Raw genomic sequence first — 22,459 nt, 5'->3', positions numbered from 1 at the left:
TGGTGAGCGGGCTTGTCCCGCGCTGGGCTGCGAAGCAGCCCCAATAACAAACACCGCGTAGCATCAGCAAGAACCCGATCACCACAGTGTTATGTGTAAGCCTTTGAGAGTTGTGTAGATACCCATGCTCATCGGGGGCAAGCCCTCTCCCACACAAGTGATTCACTTGCCTTGAAGGCTCATCCCCCGGAAGCTATACCCTTCAGGAGCCCCCTATGAACCTCGAACACCTCACCGAACGCCTGCATCGCATCCGCGATACCAACGACTGGAAGCAGTTCCACAGCCCGAAAAACCTGGCCATGGCCGCCAGCGTGGAAATGGCCGAGCTGGTGGAAATCTTTCAATGGCTGACCGAAGACCAATCCCGCCAGTTGCCCGCCGACAAACTCGCCCACGCCGGGCAGGAAGTCGGCGATATCGTGCTCTACCTGCTGCTGCTGTGCAGTGAGCTGGGCCTGGACATGAACGAAGTGGTGCGCGCCAAACTGGCTGACAGCGAACGGCGGTTTGCCCATGAGTGACCGTCATTTCGACCAGTTGGCCACGCGCTTTGCCGAGAAAATCTACGGTGGTGCCAAAGGCGCGATTCGCCTGGCGGTGCTTCAGGCCGACTTGATTGAAGTCCTGCCGGCACGCCCCTTGCGCGTGCTGGATATCGGCGCGGGCCTGGGGCATATGTCGCTGTGGCTGGCCGAGCGCGGCCACCAGGTGACCCTGGCCGAACCCGCCGAGCCGATGCTTGAAGGTGCGCGCCAGCGCTTCGCCGAGGCCGGGCAGACGGCGACCTTTATCCATGCGCCCTGGCAAGACCTGCTCGGCCAGCTCACCGAACCTTACGACCTGGTGCTGTGCCACGCGGTGCTGGAATGGCTGGCCGAACCCCATGCAATCCTGCCGGTGCTGCACCAACTGACGGTGCCGGGTGGCTGGCTGTCCCTGGCGTTCTACAACCGTGATGCGCTGATTTATCGCAACCTGCTCAAAGGCCACTTCCGCAAAATGCGCAAGAACGACATGGCCGGCGAAAAGCAGAGCCTGACCCCGCAACAGCCCCTCGACCCGCGCGAATTGGCGGCGCAACTCGACGGGCTATGGCAGGTCGAAAGCCAAAGTGGCGTGCGCGTTTTCCACGACTTTATGCCGGTGGAATTCCAGGCCCGCGTGAACTTACAGGACCTTGTTGAGATGGAACTCGCTCACCGTCGTCACCCAAGCTTTGCCGGACTTGGGCGTTATTTGCACTGGATCTGCCGTCCGGTTTAAGCGGCCCAGTCTGCGGAGGTCGAAATGCGTCGTCTCTGTTTGATCCTGTTATCCCTCGGGCTGGGCGCGTGTTCCAGCCCCAACCCTTATGTGGCGGCGTCTGCGCCTCTGCCACCGGCGCCGGCCCAGGCGGCCACCACCTTTGATGCCAGTGCGTATCCTGCGCCGGTGCGCGACTACGGCGCCTACCGTAATTGGGCGTGGCGCAACGGCCAACTGCCGGCGGGCTCGGCCTGGGCGGATTCGGCGCAAATTGCCGAAGCCGTCAGCGGCGCGCTCGACCAACGCGGCCTGCGGCCCTTGCACGACAACCGCGCGCCCGACGTGCTGGTCAGTGCGGACGTGCGCCTGGAGAAGCGTCTCAAGCAAGTCCAGGATGACTACGGTTACGGCTACGGCGGCTACAACCGCTACGGCAATGGCTACGGGATGTACAACTCGGCGCCGATCGTGCGCACTTACGAGGTGACGGTAGCCGTGGTGCGGGTCAACCTGTTTGACGCCCGCAGCGGTCAGCCCGTGTGGAGCACCAGCGCCGAAACTGCCAGCCAGGGCAGCCTCGGCGAACGCGCCGATGCCTTGCGCCAGGCCGTGCAAAAGGCCATGAGCGCCTACCCGCCCCGTTAACCGCTATTCTCATTTAAAGCGCTGTTCGCTCTTTGGAGAAAAACCATGTTTCGTCGCATCGCTACGCTCGCTTTTGTCGTGCTGCTGGGCGGTTGCCAGACCAGCCAGGTCAACCACGACTATGACGCCAGCCGAGACTTCGGCGCCTACCGCAACTGGGCCTGGAAAGACCCGGCCCTGCAATACCGCCCTGATGATCCACGGATCAAGAGCGACCTCACCGAACAACGCATCCGCCAAGCCGTGGGCGAGCAACTCGACCAACGCGGCCTGCGCCCCGCCGCAGCCGGTACCAAGGCCGACCTGACCGTACAGGCCTACCTCATCGTCGAAGACCGCCAGCAGCAAGTCACCACCAACTACGGCGGCGCCTGGGGCGGCCCGTGGAACGGCTACTGGGGCGCGCCGATGTACAACGAAACGCGCAACATCACCTACAAAGTCGCGACCCTCCAGATCGACTTGCTCGATGGCAAGGACGGCAAACTGGTGTGGCGCGGCAGTGATGAACAGCTGATGAGCAGCACGCCCAACCCACAGGACCGTGATAACGCGATCCGCACGACGGTGACGCGCATCCTTTCCAGCTACCCGCCGCACTGACCTGGCCCCGCCACTGGATCAACCCGAACAGCAATTTATGGCCACTGGCCAACGCACTTCCCAAGCCTTGTCTACACTCCACAGCACCTACGGAGAGTAAGCGCTAAGGAGTGCCTTGATGTCTCCCCGACCTGGTTTCAGACAGCGTGGTGCGATTGGCTTGATGGCAGCGGGGACCCTGGCCGTGGCTATGGTCTTCATGCTGCTGGCAGTGGACAGCGGTCGCCTGTACCTGGAAAAGCGCAAATTGCAGTCCATCGCCGACAGCGCCGCCCTGGAAGCGGCGGGGCGTAGCGGCGTGTGCACGCCAACCTCCACCGCCAATGACTTCGCCATACAGAACGCCACCCGCAATGGCTTCACCGTGGTCGCCGGCGACACCACCCGTGGCTTGGCCGTGACCTGCGGCTCACTGGCAACCAACGCCAGCAATATCCGCGTCTACACCGCCGATGCCAGCAAGAACGACGCAATCCGCGTGGTGGCGACTAACAGCGTGATGACCAGCATCGCCGGCGGTATCTGGAACATGTTCAGCGGCACGCCGATATCCACGCAAACGGTGCTGACCGCCACCGCCGTGGCCGCGTTTGCACCGCCGGTCGCACAACTGACGATTCGCAGCAGCCTGGCAACGGTCGATTCCACCAAATCCCCGCTGCTCAACCTGGCGCTCGGCAATCTGCTCGGCGGCAGCCTGTCGATCACGGCAGCCGGCTGGAACGGACTGTTGCAGACCAACGTCAACCTGCTCGGCTTCCTTGACCAACTGGCGGTGCAATTGAACGTGACCGCTGGCGACTACGATGCATTGCTCAACACCGCCGTGTCCGCCAGCCAACTGATCGATGCCACCGTGAAGGTGCTGCAAAAAAACGGCGCGGTGGCCACGGCGGTGATCAACGATGTGATCTCAGTGAAGGCCATCGCCCCCACTACCCAACTGTTGAAAGTAGGCGACTTGTTGAAAGTCGCCACCGGGACGCCCGCCGCCGCGCTGAATACCAATGTGCAGCTGTTTCAACTGTTGGAAGCGGTGGCGCAGTTGTCCAGCAGCAAAAGTGCGGTGAGCGCGGCGACCCAGGTGAGTATTCCGCTGGTGGGCAATGTGTCGATCCAGACCAAGGTGATTGAGGCGCCGCAGCTGTCGGCCATAGGCAACCCCGCGCTGGCCAAGGCCGGGCTGTTGAAAAGCCCGCCAACCGATCAGATTTTCGTGCGCACCGCGCAAGTGCGAACCCTGGTGGTGGTGCAGGCGCCGATCCTCAAAGTGGTCTCAGGTGTCTCGTCCATCTTGGCGGGCTTGACGACCCCGGTATCGAAGGTGGTCGGCGGCCTGCTCAACCTGAACCTGCCCGATGTGGTGGGCGGTATCTTGTGTGTCGTCGGCTGCAATGTGGCGGATGTGGACATCACGCAAACGTTGTCGATTTACATCGAAGCGGCCAGCGCCGAGAGCCACGTCACCGACTACAGTTGCGCCACGCCGGCGACCAAGTCGCTGACCGTGCAGGCCACCACGTCCCTTGCCACCTTGGGTGTCGGTTATGTGGACCCGGTGTCGGCGTTTTCGTCGTCGTCGGCGGTGACTGTGCAACCGATCCAGCTGATCGATTTTGGTCAGAAATACTGCCTGCTGACCTTGATCTGCGGGCCGCGTACTGCTGGTGTCGGCGGCGGCTTGAACCTGCGCGCCCTGACCACGGTGGCGGCGCAGACCAACCCCATGGTGTTTCTGCCGGTGGCGGAGATGAACGCGACACCCACCTATAAAAACGCGCCCGGCACCGCCAACATCGTCAACAGCCTCGGCACCACCTTGAGCGGCTTGCAGGTTACTTACGTGCCGCCCACCGGCAGTTCGCCGAACAACCCCACCGCCACAGTGACGACGGCACTGGCGTCAATCGTCAGCAGCGTGGTTGGACTGATCCAAACCGTGCTTGCGCCGATCCTCGATCCCATCGTCAACACGCTGCTGGCGGCGCTGGGCATTAATCTGGGCAACGCCGAAGTCGGCGCCAACCTCACTTGCCACATGGGCCGCGCCTATCTGGTGATCTGAAGAATGGGCAACTCCACGCAAAACCGCGCACCGTCGGCGCCATTGCTGACGCTCAGGCGTCCGCCCATGTTCTCGACAATCCCGTAGCTCACCGACAGCCCCAGCCCGGTGCCCACGCCAATCGGCTTGGTGGTGAAGAACGGCTCGAAAATCCGCTCCATCAGACGCGGGTCAATACCACCGGCGTTGTCTTCTACCCAGATGCGCACATGACGACTGTCATGCTCGCTGTGCAGCGCAATCCATGGCTGCAGCTGCGGATCTTTCTCACGCTGGCCGAGCAGCGCATCGCGGGCGTTGACCACCAGGTTGATCAGCACTTGTTCGAGCTGATCGACGTAGCCGTTGACCTGCACGACAAAGTCCGCCGGTATCACCCGTAGATCGAGGCCTTTGCCCTTCACCCCTTCGCTGAGCAACGACAACGCGCCTTCGACCGCCTGTGCAGGATCAAACGGTTGCTGCTCGATTTCCGAGCGGCGGCCGAACACGCGCATATGGTCAACCACCCGCGCCGCACGCTGCACCTGGGCGTCGATGCGCTGGAGTTTTTCGGTGAGGTAGTCGACCGGCGCGTCGCCGCTGCTCAGACGTTTGAGCACGTTGACGATGGCCATGCGCATGACGTTCAACGGTTGATTGATCTCGTGGGCCAGCCCGGTGGCCATTTCGCCGAGGGTGGCCATTTTCGCGCTTTGGGTCAGTTGTTGCTGGGAGCGGCGTACTTCGGTGTTATCGCGGCCCACGGCCTGGACTTCCACCAGTGTGCCGTTCGCGTCGAAGACTCCACGGTCAGACCACACCCACCAGGCGTGCTCGCGGCCAGGCAGTTCCAGGCTGATTTCGGCGGTGCTCACCGGGAACTCCGGCGTCAGTTGGCGGATGCGTTGCACAAAGGCCTGGCGCTGTTCGTCCGACAGCCAATGGCCCAGGTTCACCCCCGGCAGTTGCGCCGGCGGGCATTCCAGGTAGTTGGCCAGCGGCGTGTTGCCGAAGGTCAGGGTCAGGTCCGGAAGGTAGCGGCAGATCATCGCCGGTGAGTCTTCTACCAGGATGCGGTAGCGCTCTTCGCTTTGCTTGACGTGCTCGGCGGCGAGGGTCGCTTCGGTCACGTCCAGCCATAGGCCGACGGCTTCCACCGGCAGACCGAGGTCATCGCGCAGCAACTTGGCTTCATCGAGCAGCCAGTGGTAGTGGTCCCGTTTGTCGCGTACGCGGTAGCGGCTGCGCACGGTGCCTTCGCGCAGCAACTGGCGGGTGCGTTCGAAATAGACATCGCGGTCGTCGGGGTGGATCAACGACAGCAGGTTGTCGTGATTGCAGTCGTCGAGGGTCCAGCCCAGCAGCGGCAGCAGGCTGTCGCTGAAGAACGCCGGGTGCAGCGCGCCGCTGACATAACGCTGTACATAGATGACGGCCGGAGCGCTGGCGATCAGGTTGTCCAGGCGTGCGTGGGCGGCGGCGGCTTGCAGTTGCTGGTTCTTGATATCGCTGATGTCGAGCATCACGCCGATCCAGCGCTGGCTGTCGCCCAGCCCCAGCACCTGGCCCTGCACGCGGTACCACAGCGGGTGGCCTTCGGCGTCGCTGCGTTGCAGGCGCACGCTGGCGAGCAGCGGTTTGCCCAGGACTTGCAGATCGTGCAGGCGGCTGTCGAACTCCTGGCGGTCGGCGGGGTGGATCAATTCGAGCCAGGCTGCCTGTGGCTGGCGCCTGGCGCCGTCTTCCTGGCCGAGGCTGCGTAACAACTGCGGGGCGAGCTGGATTTCGCGGGTGGTCGGCAGCAACTCCCACCAGCCGGTGCCGAGCAGGCCTTGCAAGGCTTCTACGCGCTCCAGCTGTTGATGGTAACGCTGCTCGCGCAAACGGCTCAGCAGCGGCGCGGCGAGGGCGGCGCACAGGTGCAGCCATTCGGTGTTGCTGATCTGCGCCTGCCCATCATAAAAGCCGCACAGCAGCCACGCGGCAACGCCCTGACCATCGCGGTAGGGCACCAGAAAACCGTCGGCATCACCGAACACGCTGTGCAGCCGGGGGTTGTCGCTGCGGCCATTGGGCAGGCTCAAGGGGACGTTGCCATTGACGCTGTCGAGGCTGGTGCCCAGGGGCTGGTCGGTCTGCCACAAGGTCGGTGCGTCGTGGCCGGCGTATTGGCTGTAGATCCGCCAACCCTGGGTTTCATCATCCAGCAGCGCCAACGCGACACAGGGAATGTGCCAGTGCTGCGACAGGCTGCGCAGTTGTTCGTTGAGCACTTCCGGCAAGCGGCTCAGGCTGCACACGCGCAGCTGCTCGCTCATGCGGCTGGCGAGCTGATGGTTCTCCTCGCGATCGCCGGCCTGTTGGTGCTCGGCGAGCAAGTCGCTGACGTCCATCAGGTGCAGGTTCCAGCCGTCGCCGTCGGGCTCGATCCAGCCGCGCAGATGCAGGACTTTGCCGGCGCTTGCCTGGAAATCCAGGTCCAGGCTCTGGTATTGCCAGTCTGCGGGGTTGCCCTCGACGCTGAGGACACTGGCCGCGCACAGCAGCTCACGCAGCAGTGGCTTGTGCTCGCTGGCGGCGGGTGCGGCGAGTTGCGAGCGCAGGGTGCCGCCGATGTGCAGGACATGGCCCAGCTGATCCAGGTGCACGTGCAGCCCGGTTGCGGGCATGGCCGTTATTTCGCGGGCCAGGGCGTCGGTGCGGCCCAACAGGCGCCCGAAGAGGTTGTCCCCCGCCGTCAAAGTTGCAGACTCGAACGCGCGTAGAGGCTGGCCGGCAGACTGGGGACGGTGCCCACGCCGGGTATCACCAGCGCCGGGAACACGGAGTACAGATTAGTGGTGGGGTAGCTGATCGCCACGGTCAGGGTGGTGCCGACGTAGGTTGAACTGATGTAGCTGCTCTGAAAGTTGAAACTGGCGGGGATCCAGCTCAATTGGCTGACGACCGTGTCTTTGGCGCGTTGGGTGACCTGTGTGCCATACGCGGTGCCGGCAGCCACTGGATCGACCGCCATAGCCTGGCGCACCGCTTCGGCTGCCGCCTGATTGAAAGATTGCATCAACAGCAGCGGCAGGCTGTAGCTGATCAATCCATAGAACACCGCAAAAAAGATCCCGAAAACCAAGGCGAACTCAATCGCCGCGGCACCTTTTTGCGTTCTGGGGAGGCTGGTTCTCATGACTGCGTCTACCCTGACGGCTACTACTTGATATCAGCATAGAATCATTCAGCAAAAAGGGATGTTTTTTACGTGATCCATGGCGCGGTGTTGCTGCTTTGGCTGAGTGTCTGTGCCGTGCAGGATTTTCGTCAGCGGCATATCGCCAACGGGTTGACCCTCGGCGCGGCGCTGCTGGCCCTGCTGTATGTGGTGTGGACGGGCTGCACCTGGCTGGGTGCGCCAGCAGGCGAGGGCGCGTGGGCGCTGGTGTTGGCCTTGCTGCTGACCTTGCCGGGGTACGCGTTGGGCCGCTTCGGCGCGGGGGACGTAAAGCTGCTCGTGGCGCTGGGATTGGCCACCACGGTGAATCATCTGCTGTGGTCGCTGATTCTTGCAGCGGCGCTGCTCGCGGCCTGGTCGCTTGTGCATCAAGGGCTTGGCGCGCGCCATGAAACAGCGACGAGGCGCACGTCAAGAAAGCAGCCTTTCGCACCGTTTGTATTGACAGGTTTTGCCCTGTATTGGTTTTGGATCCACTAGTCGCACAAGGCCTCTATCGCTATGTACATAGTCGGAAAGTAGGGCTAGGTTTATTGAGCAGATGATTCACATTCTGCGTCGAAAAGGGATAGGTCAATCATTTGGCTTGCCAGGCATGGAGTAACGTGTGAACAAGCTCACTTCGGCTGTAAAAGTGCTCGTGGTCGACGATCAACCACTGATCGTCGAGGAGCTTTGTGAATTTATCGAAAATAGCGGCTATCGCTGCGTCCCTTGCGAATCCAGCCGCCATGCCTTGCAGCGCTTCACCGAAGACACGGAGATTGGCCTGGTGTTGTGCGACCTGCACATGCCGGGCATGGATGGGATCGAACTGGTCCAGGCCATGCAGAACATCGCGGGCAAGCATCGTGCGTTCGAGGCGATCATGCTCACCGGGCGTGCCGATAAACAGGACGTGATCAAGGCCCTGCGCGCCGGCATCTCGGACTACTACCAGAAGCCGATCGACCTCGAAGAACTGCTCGAAGGCCTGCAGCGCCAGGAAGCCGCATTGGAGGAGCGTCAGAAGGAATTGCACCTGGGGCAACTGAACCTGAAGCTGCAATACCTTTCCGAATCCATCAACGATCTGTATCAGGATCTCGACAAGGTGCGTCGCAGCCCGAGCGTGGCGGACGCGGCCGAGTCGGTCGGCGAAGAGCCTGCGCCGGTGGAAATCCCGGCCATGTTCAATCAGCTCTCACCGCGTCAGCTCGACGTTGCCCGTCTGGTGGGCAAGGGGCAGACCAACTACCAGATCGCCTGCGAACTCGGCATCACCGAAAACACCGTCAAGCTGTATGTGTCGCAGGTGTTGCGCCTGACCCATATGCACAACCGCACCCAACTGGCGCTGGCGCTGTCGCCGAGCAACTCGGTCATGCGTCAGCGGGTCACGGCGCACTGACGCTCATCACTTCATTTACTGTCGCCACCGCCGGACGAGCTGGATTTCGACTCGAAGTATTCCGGGATCGGATGCTTGTTGCTGTCCAGCCAGCGTTGCAGGGCCTGTTCGCGTTCCGCCGGCGTGGTGGTTTGCGGGGTGGGCGACGCGGCGAGACCATTGACCTGCAGCGCCAGCCAATTTTCCGTTTCAGCCTGCTGTGGGGACGAAGGCCCCGGCTCGATGGCAGCCGCGGCCAGCGGCAGCAGGCTCAGGCACATCAGTAAATGGGCTTTCATACTCGACTCCTTACTTGATCGTCACGGGCAGGGCATCGGCGACGGCCGCGACTTTGCGTGCAGGGCTGCGCTTGAGTTTGGCCGCGCGCGCCTGGGCTTCGGTGACTTGCGCGGGGCTCAGGCCCAGTTGGCTGACCACTTTGGCCGCTTGTCCCCAGTCGTCCTGATAAATCAGCAACGTCACCAGGTTGACGGCGGCCAACGGGTCGCTCTGCTTGAGCTCGATGGCCGTCAAGAATTCAAAGCGCGCTTCTTCCAGGCGCGATTGGTTGAGATAGACCACACCCAGGTCATTGCGGATCTTCTCGTCGGTGGGCGCCAGCCGCGCAGCATTTTGCAGATGGACCAGCGCCTGGGCGTTGTCGCCCCGCGCCACCGCCAATTGCCCCAGCCCGTGTTCACCCTCGGCGGCCATGCAGGTGCCGATCAGGCTGCGGTACAACGGCTCGGCCTCGCTGCGTCCCAGCAAGCGATAGGCGCGGGCCTTGCGCTGGCGCACCTGGGGCAGCGTATCGGGCAGGCTTTGCAGGTTGGCCAGGCTGGCGTGGAGCTTGTCTTCGTTGGCCATGTCGTCGGCCAGGTTCAGCGCCAGGTCCTGTTCCGAACTGGGCTTGGCGCAACTGCCGGGCGACGTGAATGAGGCCCAGGGCGTCTGCCCGTTGCTGGCGCAACCGCCGAGCAGCAGCAGGGCCATGGCGGCAATCAGTGGTTTCATCGGGTGCTCCTTAAAAATGGACCAGGGCTCGGGCGATGCCGATAAAGGCCGGGCCGCCGAGGACAATCAACAATGCCGGAAACAGAAACACCATCATCACCACCGACATCTTCGCCGACATCTTCGAGATGAATTCCTGCAGATTGGTCAGGCGCCGGTCGTCGAGCAATTGCTTGAGCGCCAGCAGGGACTTCATTGCGCCGCCGCCCTGGGTGATCAACTGCTGGAGGATGACGCAGGTGTCGGTGAACTCGTCGACTTCCAGCAAGTGCGCGGTCTTGCCCAGCTCCTCGCCCAGTTCCAGGCCGGAATCGACCCGCGCCAGGATCAGGCGCAATTCGTGGGTAAGGTCGGGCAGCAAGCGTTGCGCCTCGCTGCCCAGTACGCGCAACGATTGTTCAATCGCCATGCCCGACTCGAACAGGATGCGCAGCAGCGGGATAAACGTGGAGATTTCCCTGGCGATGCGCTGCTGGCGGTATCTGGCGGCGGTGGCCAGCACGCGCTTGGGCAGCAGGTAGCCGACGCCCAGGGCCAGCAGCGGGGCGATCCACACGGGTTCCACCTCGGGGAACAGCAGTTCCTGGCCAAGCAGGGTCAAGGCCATCAGTACAAACGGCACGCCGATCTGCAGTGCGGCAAACAGCGAGCGTTGGCTGGATTTGCGCCAGCCTACGCGGTTGAGCAGGGTCTGCGTTTCGCTGTCCAGGCTCACCGAGCCCTGGGCCAGCGAGCTTGCGCCCAGTAGCCGGATGAGCGAGCCGAGCCTGGCTTCGCTGGTGATGCGCCCTTGCAGGCGTTCCGTCACCCGGCGCTCGCGGCGCCGATGCTCCAGCACCTGACCGCCCACCAGGACCAGCGCCGCGAGAAACAACAGGGCACCCACCAGAAGCACCATCTCAGACACTCCTCAACATGCGCCACATGGCGAACGTGCCCGTCAGGTCCATCGCGGTGGCAGCCAGCAACATGTGGCGCCCGGTGTCGTCATTCCACATGGTCATCAGGTAGCCGGGGTTGACCAGGATGAAGTAAGCCACCATCAAGATCGGCAGCCCGCCCAGCACATAGGCGGTCATGCGGGTTTCGCCGGTCATGGCCTTGAGTTGGCGCGAGGCCTGTTCGCGCTCGCGGATCATCCTGATCAGGTTTTCCAGCAGTTCGCTGGCATTGCCGCCGTAGCGGTGGTTGACCTTGAGGCCCAGGGCGAAGAGGCGAAACTCGTCCTGTTCGTAGAACTCGGCGAAGTCGCTGACCGAGTCGGGCAGGCTGACGCCCATGCGCACGTTACGCTGCACGCGGCCCATGGCCTCCTTGAGTGGGTTTTCGACACCTTCGATGCCGCCCAACACCGCGTCGGCCAGGGTTCTGCCGGATTTGAGGCTGCGCACGCTGTGGTCGAGCAACTGCGGGAGTTGTTCGACCATGCGCTGGACGCGGCGCTGGTAACGCCAACCGATGTAAAGGCGCAGCACCAACGGCGGGCCGACGATCATCGTGAACAGGCCCCAGCCGTCGCCCAGCAGGTAGCCGAAGAGGGCGCCGATCACCCACGCACTCAACCACAGGCCCAGGCGGTCGGTGGGTTTACCCAGCCCTGCACGCAGGAACATGCGCTCAAGACCGCTCCAGGACGTGCTCGCTTCGGCGGTCTCGGGCTGCCCGTCGCCCAGGCGTTCCAGCACGCGGTCGGTCTGGGCCTTGCGCAGGCTGTTGTCGAACAGCCACAGCGACAGGCCGATCAGCAGCAGGCAAATAAGCAGCAGCAAGGGTCCGGTCATTCAGCGCCCCCTATAGCGGCAAGGCCGATTCGCGGCGCAGTTTGTCGCCTGCGGGGTGGATGGCTTCGCGCAGGAAACCGAAGCCGGTGCGCCGGTCCAGGCGGAACAGGGTATTGGTGACATACACGTCATCGCGCACGCCGACCACTTCCACCACTTCGCTCACACAGCGGCGGCCATCGGGCATGCGCGTGAGTTGGATGATCACGTCCAGTGCGGCGCAGATCATCTGGCGCAGGGTTTTTTCCGCGACCACACGACCGGTCAACCCCACCAGGGTTTCCAGGCGCAGCAACGCATCCTGCGCATTGTTGGCGTGCACGGTGCTCATGGAGCCGTCGTGACCGGTGTTCATCGCGGTCATCACATCGAGCACTTCGACGCCGCGGATTTCGCCGAGGATGATGCGGTCCGGGCGCATCCGCAGGGCGTTGCGGATCAGGTCGCTGGACCGCACTTCGCCATGGCCTTCGGCATTCGGCGGGCGGGTTTCGAGGCGCACGACGTGGGGGTGCCCCAGTTGCAGTTCGGCAACGTCTTCGATGGTCACCAGCCGTTCACGGGGGTTGATCAACTGGCTGAGGATATTGAGCAGGGTGGTCTTGCCGGTGCCCGTGCCGCCGCTGATCAGAATATTGCAGCGCTTGCCGACGGCCTCCTGGAAGAACTCGAAGATGCTCTGGTCGATGGTCTGCATGGCTACCAGGTCGCTGCTCTTGAGCATGTCCTTGCGAAATTTGCGGATCGACAGACACGGCCCGTCCAGGGCTATCGGCGGGATGATCGCATTGACCCGGCTGCCATCGGGCAGACGCGCATCCACCATCGGCGACGACTCGTCGAGGCGTCGGCCCAGTGGCGCAAGGATGCGCTGCATCACGCGCTCGACGTGATGGTCGTCGATAAAACGCAGGTCACTCTGGTGCAGCAGGCCTTCGCGTTCGATAAATACCCGATGCGGCCCGTTGACCAGAATCTCGGTCACCGACGGGTCGCGCAGCAGCACTTCCAGCGGGCCGAAACCTGTGAGTTCGTCGACGATCTCTTCGGCCAGCCGCTCCATTTCATAGCGCGAGATTGCCAGGCGCATGCGCGTGATGTATTCGGAGACTTTGTCGATGACAAATTGCGCGAGGGATTGGCGCGTGCCTTCGAGCAGGTTCCTGCCCGACTCTTCAATGGCGTCGATGATGTAGCGATGCAGCACCAGCTTCAGGCCGTCGTTATCGCTTTTGCCATTGGCGTTGCGGGCGGGCCCGCCGAACAGTTTTTCGCCGCTCATCGTCCAGCCCCCAGGATGCGTTCAAACCAGCGCATTGACGGTTTTTCCAGGCCTTCGGAGCGTTTCGCCAGACGCTCGCCCAAGGCGCGCACGGCTTGGGTCAAGGGTTCGCGGGGCGCCAGGACAAACAGGGTCTGGCCCTGGTTTTTCACGTTCAGGCGCAGTTCGGCGCTCAAGGGCAGGACGGCGATGCACTGCAGGCCGAAGCTTTTTTCCAGCGCTTCGGTGTCGGGCGCGCATGACTTGATGTAGCGATCGATCACCAGCTTGGCGTGATCGAGCTTCATGCCTTTGTCGCGCCAGCGGTTGAGGACTGCGAGGTTGCGGCGACAGTCCAGGACGTTCTGGTCGGTGCACCACAGCAGCTTGTCGCAGTGGCTGACAAAGGTGCGCAGCGCTTCGCTGTCCGGTTGCCCGGTGATGTTGACGACGATGTGCTGGAAATGCTGGCGCAGTGCACTGAGCAACATGAACAGTTCGGCCGCGCTGGTGAGCTTGAGCGGTTCGTCGCCGGTGGCGTACGCGAGGATACGCAGGCCGTCCTTGGCCGTGGTGAATGCGCTGTTGATCAACGTGGTATCAAGGCGGCGCAAATGGCGCAGCGCATCGCCGAAATTGAAGGTGCTTTCCAGGCCCAGCAGCGCCAGGCTGTCGCTGCGCGGCAGGCCGAGGTCCAGCACCAGCGTCTGTTGCCCGCTTTTCTGCACCACCATGGCCAGGTGCGTCGCCAGCATCGCGCCGTCGGCATTGCTCTGGGTGCCATACAGCACGGTCAGCCCGCCCAGTTGCGCATTCGACGTGACGGGCGGCAGGCGCTTGCTCAGGCGCCGCACCAGGCCGGCGACTTCGCTGGAGCGTGAGCCATAGGCAACAAAATCCCGCGCGCCAGCGCGCATGGCGTTCAGCACCAACTGGTTGTCCATGCCGTCGCCAAGGGCGACCACCGCGAGCATCGGCTTGGCCTCCAGCGCACCTTCGATCAGTGCGCTCTGGGCCACCACGTTTTCCCGGTCGAGGCCCACGAACACCAGGTTGGCGAAGGTCACGTCCACCAGGGCGAGCAATTCATCCAGCGAGCCACTGCCGGCACTGACCACCTGGCCCAGTGGCGCAAGGGCCCCCTGCAGCCATTCAAGGTCGGTGTCGTTGCGGGTGATTGCCAGAAACGTCTGGCTCAGGCTATCGCTCATTGGGACAGTCCGCTGCGACGGTCGAAGTTGCCGTTTTCGAGGAAAAACATGCGGTACCAGTTCGGGTCGTAGCTGCGCAGTTTTTCGCCGGGCAAAGAGGGCAAGCGAGCGTTGGCCGCCAGCGGTTGGACAAGGTGCGGCGTGACGATCATCAGCAGTTCTTTTTCTTCACGGTTGATGTTGGAGTCGCGAAAAAACGCACCGAGGATCGGGATGTCACCCAGGCCTGGAAACTTGCTGATGGTCGAACGGTTATTGCTGCTGATCAGGCCGCTGATCACGAAGCTTTCACCATCGGCCAGGGACACGCTGGTGTCGGTGCGGCGCACGGTCAGGGCCGGCACCTGGATGCCCTGGATCACCACCGCGTTGCTGTAGTCCAGTTCGCTGACTTCCGGCGCCACCTTGAGGGTGATGCGGTTGCGGTCGATCACGGTGGGAGTCAGGGTGAGGCGGATGCCGAACTCCTTGTACTCGATGGAAATGGTGTCACTGCCTGCGCTGGGCACCGGCACCGGGACTTCGCCGCCCGCGAGGAAGGTCGCGCTCTGGCCGCTCATGGCCACCAGGCTCGGGCGCGCGAGGGTGTAGGCAAAACCGCTGCGTTCCAGGGCGTTGATCATGGCTTTGACGCGGCCGCCGCCAAAGCCGACGTTGAAACTGTCGGTGCTCACCGGCAGTTTGAACACGCCTTCGGAGGGCGACAGCAAGTTCGGGCTGCCGAGGAAAAAGTTGGTGCCCATGCCGAGAAACTTGGTGCTGGCTTCCTTGAGCTTGGTGCGGCTGACTTCGACAAAGCGGATATCGGTCTGTACCTGGCTGGGCAGTGACGGGTCCTCCGACGGCGACAGCGACAGGCTGGTCAGCGCCGACGTAGCCTTGCCCTTGACGAACACCATGCTCTGGCGCGGCGCGCTGGCGCAGGCGGTCCACACCAGCAGGCTGGTGGCGCCCGCGCCGACACCGGTGAGCAGAAAATTGCGGTCACCGTGGACCCGAACATCGGCGATCTTCGGGTCGCCAATCGCCAGGCGCGTAATCGCCACCGGCGACTGCAGTTCCTGTTGCAGCCCTTCGCCCACCTCGACCACGGCAGGCAACTGGCCCAGGGCGCTGCAGTTGCCCGGCGCCGCCACTGCGAGGCCGACCGACAGGCTCGACAGCATCAGGGCGCAGGCGATGTGCGTGAACAGCGGGGCATAGCGATGGCTCATTCAAGGCATCCTTGCTCAATCACGGGTTTTGCGGCGCCGCTTGGGCGCCGCGAATCACTTCAATGCCACGTCGTACGCTTGGCCCTCCGCTGGTGACGGCGACGGCGACGCGTTTGGGCGGCGCGCTCATGGCCAGTTGGGTGAATTGGTAGAGGTCGCGGTTGGCGCTTTGCAGTTTTTGCGCCGCATCGCTGTCGCCGGCCCAATAGCGGCTGAGCAGTTGCTCGTCGGCGCTGCGTACGGCCAGGCGCAACGTACCGGCTTGCGTAGCGAGCATCAGGCGGCTCAATAGAGGCTCCGGCACGGCGAGCACGACGCTGCGTGCAGCGGCCCGGCGTTGCGCGGCCTGGATACGTTCTTCGGCCGTGACCGGCGGCGGCATGGCGGGTTGGCCATCGTTGGTCAGACCCAATTGGTCGCCGACGCTGAGCAAGCGCATCGCCGGGACCACGATCTGCGCCGACGGCTCGGCGTTACCCGGCTCTTGGCGCAGAAACAGCAGCACGTCCACGTAATCGCCGGGGCTCAGTTGGCCACCGGCACCCACCACTTCATCGACCGCAACCGCCAGTGCGCGCTCGTCGGGGCGAATCATGCGGGCCAGCGGGCCGCCCGTACTGAAGCTTTCCTGATTAAGCCAAGTGCCCGCGCTCAGGGGGCGCTGCGGGGTGCGGCCGATCGCCTGGTCAAGTTGGGTCAGGCTGCCGGCAGGCACCGTGCGCAGCTTTTCCACGGCCAGGTCGGTTTCGGTCAGCGCCACGAAAGGCGGCACATCGCGCACCAGCACCACGACCGGGAGGCGGGTCTGGTCTTCGGCGGCAGCGGCGGGTTTTTCAGCAGAAATGACAGGTTCGGCGACGGGGGCGGGTTGGCGGCTCAGCACCAGCCCCCAATACCCCGCGATCAACGCCCCGACCAACAGCACGCCAGCCAGGATCATGCTGATACGACTGTTCATGACGGCTCTCCCTTTCCGGTTGCACTACAGTCCCGCCAATCCAAACGAGTTAATTCGCAACCTGGCTGTGATGAACATCTAACGATTTGGCTATTTGAAGGTAGCTCAGCTAGGACGAAATGCCATTACCTGACAAAAAATTTACCGGAACTAAAAATCCGCCTCCTTGAACGCTTGGTTTTATGACGCCAACTTTGCGACTAATACTTTGTGATTAACTCGTTATTACAGTTGTGAGCCCAGGGTTTGTTGACAATGCTCTAGTGGCACGCCGCGTAGATCGTGCTAGAGCCGTACCGGCAATCCGTGGCGCTTTAGGGAGAAGTCATATGTTCCTTGACCTGATAGTGAAGCTTTACGTGCAGACGCAACTGTTCTTCAAACGCAGCGAGGGTGCCTCAGGTATTGAATACGCCATTATTGTGGCGCTGGTTGCCCTTGTCATTGTCGGTGCAGGGACCGGATTGGGCACCAAGATAAGTACCATCTTCACCAACATGTCGACCAAAATGCCAACAGGGACTTGATGCCAGGTTGTGCCAGTCATTCGATCTTTTCCCTCGCAGGTACGGCCATGAGCGCATCTTCTTCACGCCAGCAAATCTTATTGGTGGACGATGAAGAGGACGCCCTGATCGAGCTCGCCGAATCTCTCGAAAACGAGGGATTCGTCTGCTTTACCGCCACCTCCGTCACCTTCGCCTTGCAAGAATTGACACTTCATCCGGATATTGCCCTGGTCATCACCGACCTGCGCATGCCCGAAGAAAGCGGGATCTCCTTGATCAAGCGCCTGCGCGAACACACCTCACGCTCGCACCTGCCGGTGATTGTGATGTCGGGTCATGCCGAGATGGATGATATGAGTGACATGTTGCGCCTGCAGGTGCTCGACCTGTTTCGCAAGCCGATCTACCTGGTGCGGTTGATCGATACGTTGGATAACCTGTTTCCGCTCAAAAAGCATTCATCCTCGTGAGCACTGTGCACCTCGTCAGAGTTGATAACTGAAGCTCAAGGAATACCGCGGCTTGCGGTTGAGGCTGTCGAGAGCCTCGTCCGAGATCGGCGGTTTTTATGCGATTGGCCGCCATTTACCCAGCATATGTTCAATGTCTGCGGCGCCTTTCAGCAGTAATTCGCCGCTGGAACCGGAGGCGCTGCTGTGCAATATCACTTCGCTGGGCAGGCGCACCGGCTTCTTGAACACTACGTCGATTTCCACATTGGCAGCGGGCAGGTGCTCACCGAGGGCCGCCAGTGTGCGCGCCTTGTTCCAGAGTCCATGGGCGATGGCCTGGGGGAAGCCAAACAATTTGGCAGTCGGCGCACTCAGGTGGATCGGGTTGTAGTCGCCGGAGACCCTCGCGTAACGACGGCCGATATCGGTGGGGGCTTTCCAGCGGGTCAGTTCGCTGATCTGCGCAGGAGTGGGCTGGGTGTCATCGGCTGCTTCGCCTTCGAGTTTTACGCCTCGGCAGAGCATCCGGCTCTCGGCTTCCCACAGCACGCCTAGAGCATCTTCGACAGTGGTCACCACCTCAAAGGTTGCGCCCTTGGCGTGAGGTTGCAGGTTTTGCGTGTGCACAGCGATGGACAGCTCGTTTACGCCGCCCAGCGGTCGATGGATGCGAATGCGATTGCTCAGGTGGATCAACCCCAGCAACGGGAAGGGAAATGCCTTGTCCGTGAGCAGCTGCATCTGCAATCCAAACGCCAGGATGTGCGGATAGGTCGCCGGCAGGATCGGGCTGTCGGCAAAGCCGCAGACCTTGCGATACGCCGCCACGTCCCCGGGGTTGACGCTGACCCGACAGCGCAGGCCCTGCTCAGGCAGCGTGCTGCCGGTAATTTTGCGCTTGAGCGCCGCCCGCCAATACAACGGCGGCAGAAACGGAGTATTGCCTAAGGTCTGCCATTCCATATTTACGCTCCCAATAGACTTTGCCCGCACACCCGCAATGCTTGCCCGCTCACCGCGCCGGAGCCCGGCTGGCCGAGCCAGGCCACGGCTTCGGCGACGTCCTGGGGCAAACCGCCTTGGCCCAGGGAACTCATGCGGCGCCCGGCTTCACGCAGGGCGAACGGGATATGCGCGGTCATCTGGGTTTCGATAAACCCTGGCGCCACGGCGTTGATGCTGATCCCGCGCTCCTTGAGCAACGGCGCCCATGCCTGCACCAGTCCGATCAAACCCGCCTTGCTCGCGGCGTAGTTGGTTTGCCCACGGTTGCCGGCGATGCCACTGATAGAGGCCAGCACCACCACGCGGGCGTTGTCGTGCAGGCGGCCGCTGTCGAGCAGCGCCTGGGTCAGCACTTGTGGCGCATTGAGGTTGACCGCCAGCACCGCGTCCCAATATTCCGGAGTCATGTTGGCCAGGGTTTTGTCACGGGTGATGCCCGCGTTGTGCACCAGGATGTCGAGGCCATCGGGCAAGTGTTCGATCAACTGGCCGGCGGCGTCTTCGGCGCAGATATCCAGCACCACGGTGCGCGCACCCAGGCGCGCGGCGAGGGCTTCGAGGTCGGATTTGGCTTGCGGCACATCCAGCAGGATGACTTCGGCACCGTCGCGGGCCAGGGTTTCGGCGATGGACGCGCCGATGCCGCGCGCCGCGCCAGTGACCAGCGCTTTGCGTCCGGCCAGTGGGCGGGTCCAATCCTCGACGGGGGTGGCGCAAGCCTGCAGGCGGATCACCTGGCCAGAGATGTAGGCGCTTTTCGGCGAGAGGAAGAAACGCAGCGCGCCTTCCAACTGGTCCTCGGCACCCTCGCCGACGTACAGCAGTTGCAACACGCCGCCGTTGCGCAGTTCCTTGGCCAGTGAACGGCTGAAGCCTTCCAGGGCGCGTTGGGCGCTGGCGGCAAACGGTTCGCTGAGACTTTCCGGAGCGCGGCCGAGGATCACCAGGTGAGCGCTGTTGGCGAGGTTTTTCATCAGCGGTTGGAAGAACTCGCGTAGTTGCTTGAGCTGGTCGGTGTGTTGCAACTCGCTGGCATCGAACACCACGGCCTTGAGCTTGGGGCCGTGTCCGGGAATCCAGGTGGATGACTCGGCGCCGTAGGTGTAAGTCGCGTCAGTGAGTTTGTGGGCAAATGCCTGCACCTTGCTCGCCAGGGCACCACCGCCCAGCAGCAGTGCACCGTCTACCGGGCGCAGGCGTCCGGCTTGCCAGCGTTCCAGGCGTACCGGTGACGGCAGGCCAAGGGCGGCGACCAGACGATGGCCGAGGCTTGAGTTGGCGAAGTCGATATAACGGTCAGACATGGAACGCTCTCCGAAGGCTGGGGTTCAAAGGGTTGACCATCCCAGGGTAGCAGTCGTTCGACTAGGCTCAGTGATCAAGCCCATAACAGACAGAGGGAGCTTTCCATGACTCAATTGCGCCGTGTAGCGATCATTGGTGGTAACCGCATTCCGTTCGCCCGTTCCAATGGCCCGTACGCTACCGCGAGCAACCAGGCGATGCTGACCGCCGCGCTGGAAGGCTTGATCGAACGCTACAACCTGCACGGCCTGCGCATGGGCGAAGTGGCCGCGGGTGCGGTGCTCAAGCATTCGCGGGACTTCAACCTGACCCGCGAATGCGTGCTGGGCTCACGCCTGTCGCCGCAAACCCCGGCCTATGACATCCAACAGGCCTGCGGCACCGGGCTGGAGGCGGCATTGCTGGTGGCCAACAAGATTGCCCTGGGCCAGATCGAATGCGGCATCGCCGGCGGGGTCGACACGACGTCCGACGCGCCGATTGGGGTGAATGAAGGGCTGCGCAAGCTCCTGCTGCAAGCCAACCGCAGCAAATCCATGGCGGATAAATTAAAAGTCCTGTTACAACTTCGTCCCCATCACCTTAAGCCCGAACTGCCGCGCAATGGCGAGCCCCGCACCGGTTTGTCCATGGGCCAGCACTGTGAGTTGATGGCGCAGACCTGGCAGATCCCCCGCGCCGAGCAGGACCAGCTTGCACTACAGAGCCATCAGAAAATGGCGGCCGCCTATGCCGAAGGCTGGCACAACGATCTGCTCACCCCGTTTCTGGGCCTGACCCGCGACAACAGCCTTCGCCCCGACCTGACGCCCGAAAAACTCGCCGCCCTCAAGCCGGCCTTCGAACGCAGCGAAAAGGGCACGCTCACCGCCGGCAACTCCACGCCGCTCACCGATGGTGCATCCCTGGTGCTGCTGGGCAGTGAGGCGTGGGCGAAAGAGCGGGGCTTGCCGATCCTGGCGTACCTGCGCGACGGCGAAGCGGCGGCGGTGGATTTCGTCAACGGCGCCGAAGGCCTGTTGATGGCGCCGGTGTATGCGGTGCCGCGTATGCTGGCGAGGAATGGTCTGACGTTGCAGGACTTCGATTACTACGAGATTCATGAAGCTTTCGCAGCCCAGGTGTTGTGTACGCTCAAGGCCTGGGAAGATGCGGACTACTGCAAGACCCGCCTCGGGCTGGACGCACCGCTGGGTGCCATCGACCGCAGCCGGCTCAATGTGAAGGGCAGTTCCCTGGCCGCCGGCCACCCGTTTGCCGCCACCGGTGGGCGCATCGTTGCCAACCTGGCTAAATTGTTGGATGCAGCAGGCAAGGGCCGTGGGCTGATTTCGATTTGCGCCGCAGGCGGCCAAGGCGTGACGGCGATCATTGAGCGTTGAAACTGGCATATTGGATGCATTCTTAAGCAATCAACGGTCGGTAGCCCCTCCCACCGGCGAGCCGATTGCCGTATAACGAGTGCCATACGCGTATTTGGTAATAAAGGACCCACAATAAAAGCTGATGAAGACTCCTAAACGCATTGAACCCCTGATCGAAGACGGTCTGGTCGACGAAGTGCTGCGCCCTCTCATGAGTGGTAAAGAAGCAGCTGTTTATGTGGTGCGCTGCGGCAACGAATTGCGTTGCGCCAAGGTTTACAAGGAGGCGAATAAACGAAGCTTTCGTCAGGCCTCCGAATACCAGGAAGGCCGTAAGGTCCGTAACAGCCGTCAGGCCCGGGCCATGGCCAAGGGCTCCAAGTTCGGTAAGAAAGAAACCGAGGATGCCTGGCAGAACGCCGAAGTGGCGGCGTTGTTCCGCCTGGCCGGCGCGGGCGTTCGCGTGCCCAAGCCCTACGACTTCCTTGAAGGCGTGCTGTTGATGGAACTGGTGGCCGACGAATACGGCGATGCGGCGCCGCGTCTGAACGACGTGACACTGGAGCCGGATCAGGCGCGCGAATACCACGCCTTCCTGATTTCCCAGATCGTGCTGATGCTGTGTACCGGCCTGGTGCACGGTGACCTTTCCGAGTTCAACGTACTGCTGACGCCTACCGGCCCGGTGATCATCGACCTGCCCCAGGCGGTCGATGCGGCGGGCAACAACCATGCGTTCAACATGCTGGAGCGCGACGTGGGCAACATGGCTTCCTACTTCGGACGCTTTGCCCCGGAGTTGAAGAAGACCAAGTACGCCAAGGAAATGTGGGCGCTGTACGAAGCCGGCACCTTGCACCCGGCCAGCGTCTTGACCGGTGAGTTCGACGAGCCGGAAGAGTTGGCGGATGTGGGCGGCGTGATCCGCGAGATTGAAGCGGCGCGGCTGGATGAAGAGCGCAAGCAGGCGATTCGAGCGGCAGACGATGCGCCATCTAGCAAAGTGCCGGACGAGCCACCGCCGCCGCCCTGGATGCAGTGATCTCAGGGTTGATGAGGTTAAAAATGTGGGAGGAGGCTTGCCTCCGATAGCCATAGGTATCTACACAACTTCCCGTGGATACTGAATCTATGGCAACTGGGCTGTTGTGGTGAGCGGGCTTGTCCCGCGCTGGGCTGCGAAGCAGCCCCATCAAAGCCACCGCGTTTTTTCAGAAAAACCAAGTTGCCTGGTTTTGGGGCTGCTGCGC

The 22,459-nt window shown here is 62.5% G+C and carries 23 protein-coding genes; 11 read left to right on the top strand and 12 right to left on the bottom strand.

The genetic code is table 11. The features are described 5' to 3' along the window. The first annotated feature begins 215 nt into the window (after positions 1-215). The 5 genes from EJD88_RS14775 to EJD88_RS14755 all read left to right on the top strand — a co-directional run bounded on the left by EJD88_RS14775 (position 216) and on the right by EJD88_RS14755 (position 4,561). Positions 216-524, top strand: coding sequence for a MazG-like family protein (locus EJD88_RS14775; protein ID WP_003188211.1), 309 nt, complete (start codon positions 216-218; stop codon positions 522-524). Then, positions 517-1,266 carry a methyltransferase gene (locus EJD88_RS14770; protein WP_158878343.1) on the top strand — a complete coding sequence of 250 codons (750 nt, stop codon included), beginning with the start codon at positions 517-519 and terminating at the stop codon, positions 1,264-1,266. The genes EJD88_RS14775 and EJD88_RS14770 overlap by 8 nt, the downstream gene beginning before the upstream one ends. A 24-nt stretch (positions 1,267-1,290) precedes the next feature. After that, positions 1,291-1,893: a DUF4136 domain-containing protein gene (locus EJD88_RS14765; RefSeq protein ID WP_099583587.1), complete on the top strand. Its 603-nt coding sequence runs from the start codon at positions 1,291-1,293 to the stop codon at positions 1,891-1,893. 45 nt (positions 1,894-1,938) lie between these two features. Then, entirely contained in the window at positions 1,939-2,496 is a 558-nt protein-coding gene (locus tag EJD88_RS14760; protein WP_158878342.1) for a DUF4136 domain-containing protein, read from the top strand. Between the two features lie 118 nt (positions 2,497-2,614). Further along, positions 2,615-4,561, top strand: coding sequence for a pilus assembly protein TadG-related protein (locus tag EJD88_RS14755; protein WP_158878341.1), 1,947 nt, complete (start codon positions 2,615-2,617; stop codon positions 4,559-4,561). On the opposite strand, the gene EJD88_RS14750 is transcribed toward EJD88_RS14755, so the two are convergent. After that, positions 4,546-7,284 carry a PAS domain-containing sensor histidine kinase gene (locus EJD88_RS14750; RefSeq protein ID WP_158878340.1) on the bottom strand — a complete coding sequence of 913 codons (2,739 nt, stop codon included), beginning with the start codon at positions 7,282-7,284 and terminating at the stop codon, positions 4,546-4,548. The genes EJD88_RS14755 and EJD88_RS14750 overlap by 16 nt on opposite strands. After that, entirely contained in the window at positions 7,281-7,724 is a 444-nt protein-coding gene (locus tag EJD88_RS14745; RefSeq protein ID WP_099583583.1) for a TadE/TadG family type IV pilus assembly protein, read from the bottom strand. The genes EJD88_RS14750 and EJD88_RS14745 overlap by 4 nt, the downstream gene beginning before the upstream one ends. A gap of 72 nt (positions 7,725-7,796) precedes the next feature. Here EJD88_RS14745 and EJD88_RS14740 point away from each other — a divergent pair, with 72 nt between their 5' ends. Both EJD88_RS14740 and EJD88_RS14735 read left to right on the top strand, forming a co-directional pair. Further along, entirely contained in the window at positions 7,797-8,246 is a 450-nt protein-coding gene (locus EJD88_RS14740; protein ID WP_158878339.1) for a prepilin peptidase, read from the top strand. 127 nt (positions 8,247-8,373) lie between these two features. Then, positions 8,374-9,156 (top strand): response regulator transcription factor, encoded by a 783-nt coding sequence (locus EJD88_RS14735; protein WP_158878338.1) that lies wholly within the window; start codon positions 8,374-8,376, stop codon positions 9,154-9,156. A gap of 11 nt (positions 9,157-9,167) precedes the next feature. Here the strand turns inward: EJD88_RS14735 and EJD88_RS14730 are convergent, their stop codons facing one another. Genes EJD88_RS14730 through cpaB form a run of 8 tightly spaced genes read right to left on the bottom strand, consistent with a single transcriptional unit; the run spans position 9,168 to position 16,574 of the window. Next, a complete protein-coding gene (locus EJD88_RS14730) occupies positions 9,168-9,434 on the bottom strand; it encodes a DUF3613 domain-containing protein (RefSeq protein ID WP_112193246.1) in 267 nt (88 codons plus the stop codon). A 10-nt stretch (positions 9,435-9,444) separates the two neighbouring features. Continuing rightward, positions 9,445-10,149, bottom strand: coding sequence for a tetratricopeptide repeat protein (locus EJD88_RS14725; protein ID WP_099583579.1), 705 nt, complete (start codon positions 10,147-10,149; stop codon positions 9,445-9,447). Positions 10,150-10,159: 10 nt separating this feature from the next. Next, positions 10,160-11,047: a type II secretion system F family protein gene (locus tag EJD88_RS14720; protein WP_158878337.1), complete on the bottom strand. Its 888-nt coding sequence runs from the start codon at positions 11,045-11,047 to the stop codon at positions 10,160-10,162. 1 nt (position 11,048) lies between these two features. Beyond that, entirely contained in the window at positions 11,049-11,930 is an 882-nt protein-coding gene (locus EJD88_RS14715) for a type II secretion system F family protein (RefSeq protein ID WP_099583577.1), read from the bottom strand. 10 nt (positions 11,931-11,940) lie between these two features. Continuing rightward, the gene (locus EJD88_RS14710) at positions 11,941-13,212 is read right to left on the bottom strand and encodes a CpaF family protein (RefSeq protein WP_099583576.1); all 1,272 of its coding nucleotides are present in this window, start codon (positions 13,210-13,212) and stop codon (positions 11,941-11,943) included. Then, positions 13,209-14,402 carry a pilus assembly protein gene (locus tag EJD88_RS14705; RefSeq protein ID WP_099583575.1) on the bottom strand — a complete coding sequence of 398 codons (1,194 nt, stop codon included), beginning with the start codon at positions 14,400-14,402 and terminating at the stop codon, positions 13,209-13,211. Before EJD88_RS14705 ends, EJD88_RS14710 begins: the two co-directional genes overlap by 4 nt. Next, positions 14,399-15,616 carry a type II and III secretion system protein family protein gene (locus tag EJD88_RS14700; RefSeq protein ID WP_099583574.1) on the bottom strand — a complete coding sequence of 406 codons (1,218 nt, stop codon included), beginning with the start codon at positions 15,614-15,616 and terminating at the stop codon, positions 14,399-14,401. The genes EJD88_RS14705 and EJD88_RS14700 overlap by 4 nt, the downstream gene beginning before the upstream one ends. Positions 15,617-15,635: 19 nt before the next feature. Then, complete coding sequence (gene cpaB, locus EJD88_RS14695; RefSeq protein ID WP_158878336.1) at positions 15,636-16,574, bottom strand: Flp pilus assembly protein CpaB; 939 nt, start codon at positions 16,572-16,574, stop codon at positions 15,636-15,638. Positions 16,575-16,903: 329 nt separating this feature from the next. Here cpaB and EJD88_RS14690 point away from each other — a divergent pair, with 329 nt between their 5' ends. Both EJD88_RS14690 and EJD88_RS14685 read left to right on the top strand, forming a co-directional pair. Next, on the top strand, positions 16,904-17,101 hold the full coding sequence (locus EJD88_RS14690; RefSeq protein WP_112193254.1) for a Flp family type IVb pilin: 198 nt from the start codon (positions 16,904-16,906) through the stop codon (positions 17,099-17,101). Between the two features lie 47 nt (positions 17,102-17,148). Beyond that, complete coding sequence (locus EJD88_RS14685) at positions 17,149-17,553, top strand: response regulator (protein ID WP_112193256.1); 405 nt, start codon at positions 17,149-17,151, stop codon at positions 17,551-17,553. Positions 17,554-17,649: 96 nt separating this feature from the next. Here EJD88_RS14685 and EJD88_RS14680 read toward each other — a convergent pair whose 3' ends face one another. Beyond that, the gene (locus EJD88_RS14680; protein WP_158878335.1) at positions 17,650-18,498 is read right to left on the bottom strand and encodes a MaoC family dehydratase; all 849 of its coding nucleotides are present in this window, start codon (positions 18,496-18,498) and stop codon (positions 17,650-17,652) included. Between the two features lie 2 nt (positions 18,499-18,500). After that, a complete protein-coding gene (locus EJD88_RS14675) occupies positions 18,501-19,844 on the bottom strand; it encodes a 3-oxoacyl-ACP reductase (RefSeq protein WP_112193260.1) in 1,344 nt (447 codons plus the stop codon). A gap of 105 nt (positions 19,845-19,949) precedes the next feature. Here EJD88_RS14675 and EJD88_RS14670 point away from each other — a divergent pair, with 105 nt between their 5' ends. Next, entirely contained in the window at positions 19,950-21,227 is a 1,278-nt protein-coding gene (locus tag EJD88_RS14670) for an acetyl-CoA C-acetyltransferase (RefSeq protein ID WP_158878334.1), read from the top strand. Between the two features lie 124 nt (positions 21,228-21,351). Next, positions 21,352-22,251 (top strand): PA4780 family RIO1-like protein kinase, encoded by a 900-nt coding sequence (locus tag EJD88_RS14665; protein ID WP_112193264.1) that lies wholly within the window; start codon positions 21,352-21,354, stop codon positions 22,249-22,251. The last annotated feature ends 208 nt before the right edge of the window (positions 22,252-22,459 follow it).

The organism is Pseudomonas sp. PB105 (genome assembly GCF_009764655.1).
GTDB lineage: Bacteria > Pseudomonadota > Gammaproteobacteria > Pseudomonadales > Pseudomonadaceae > Aquipseudomonas > Aquipseudomonas cyclaminis.
The sequence above is the reverse complement of the archived record's forward strand: the minus strand, read 5'-3'. Positions and strand labels throughout refer to the sequence as shown.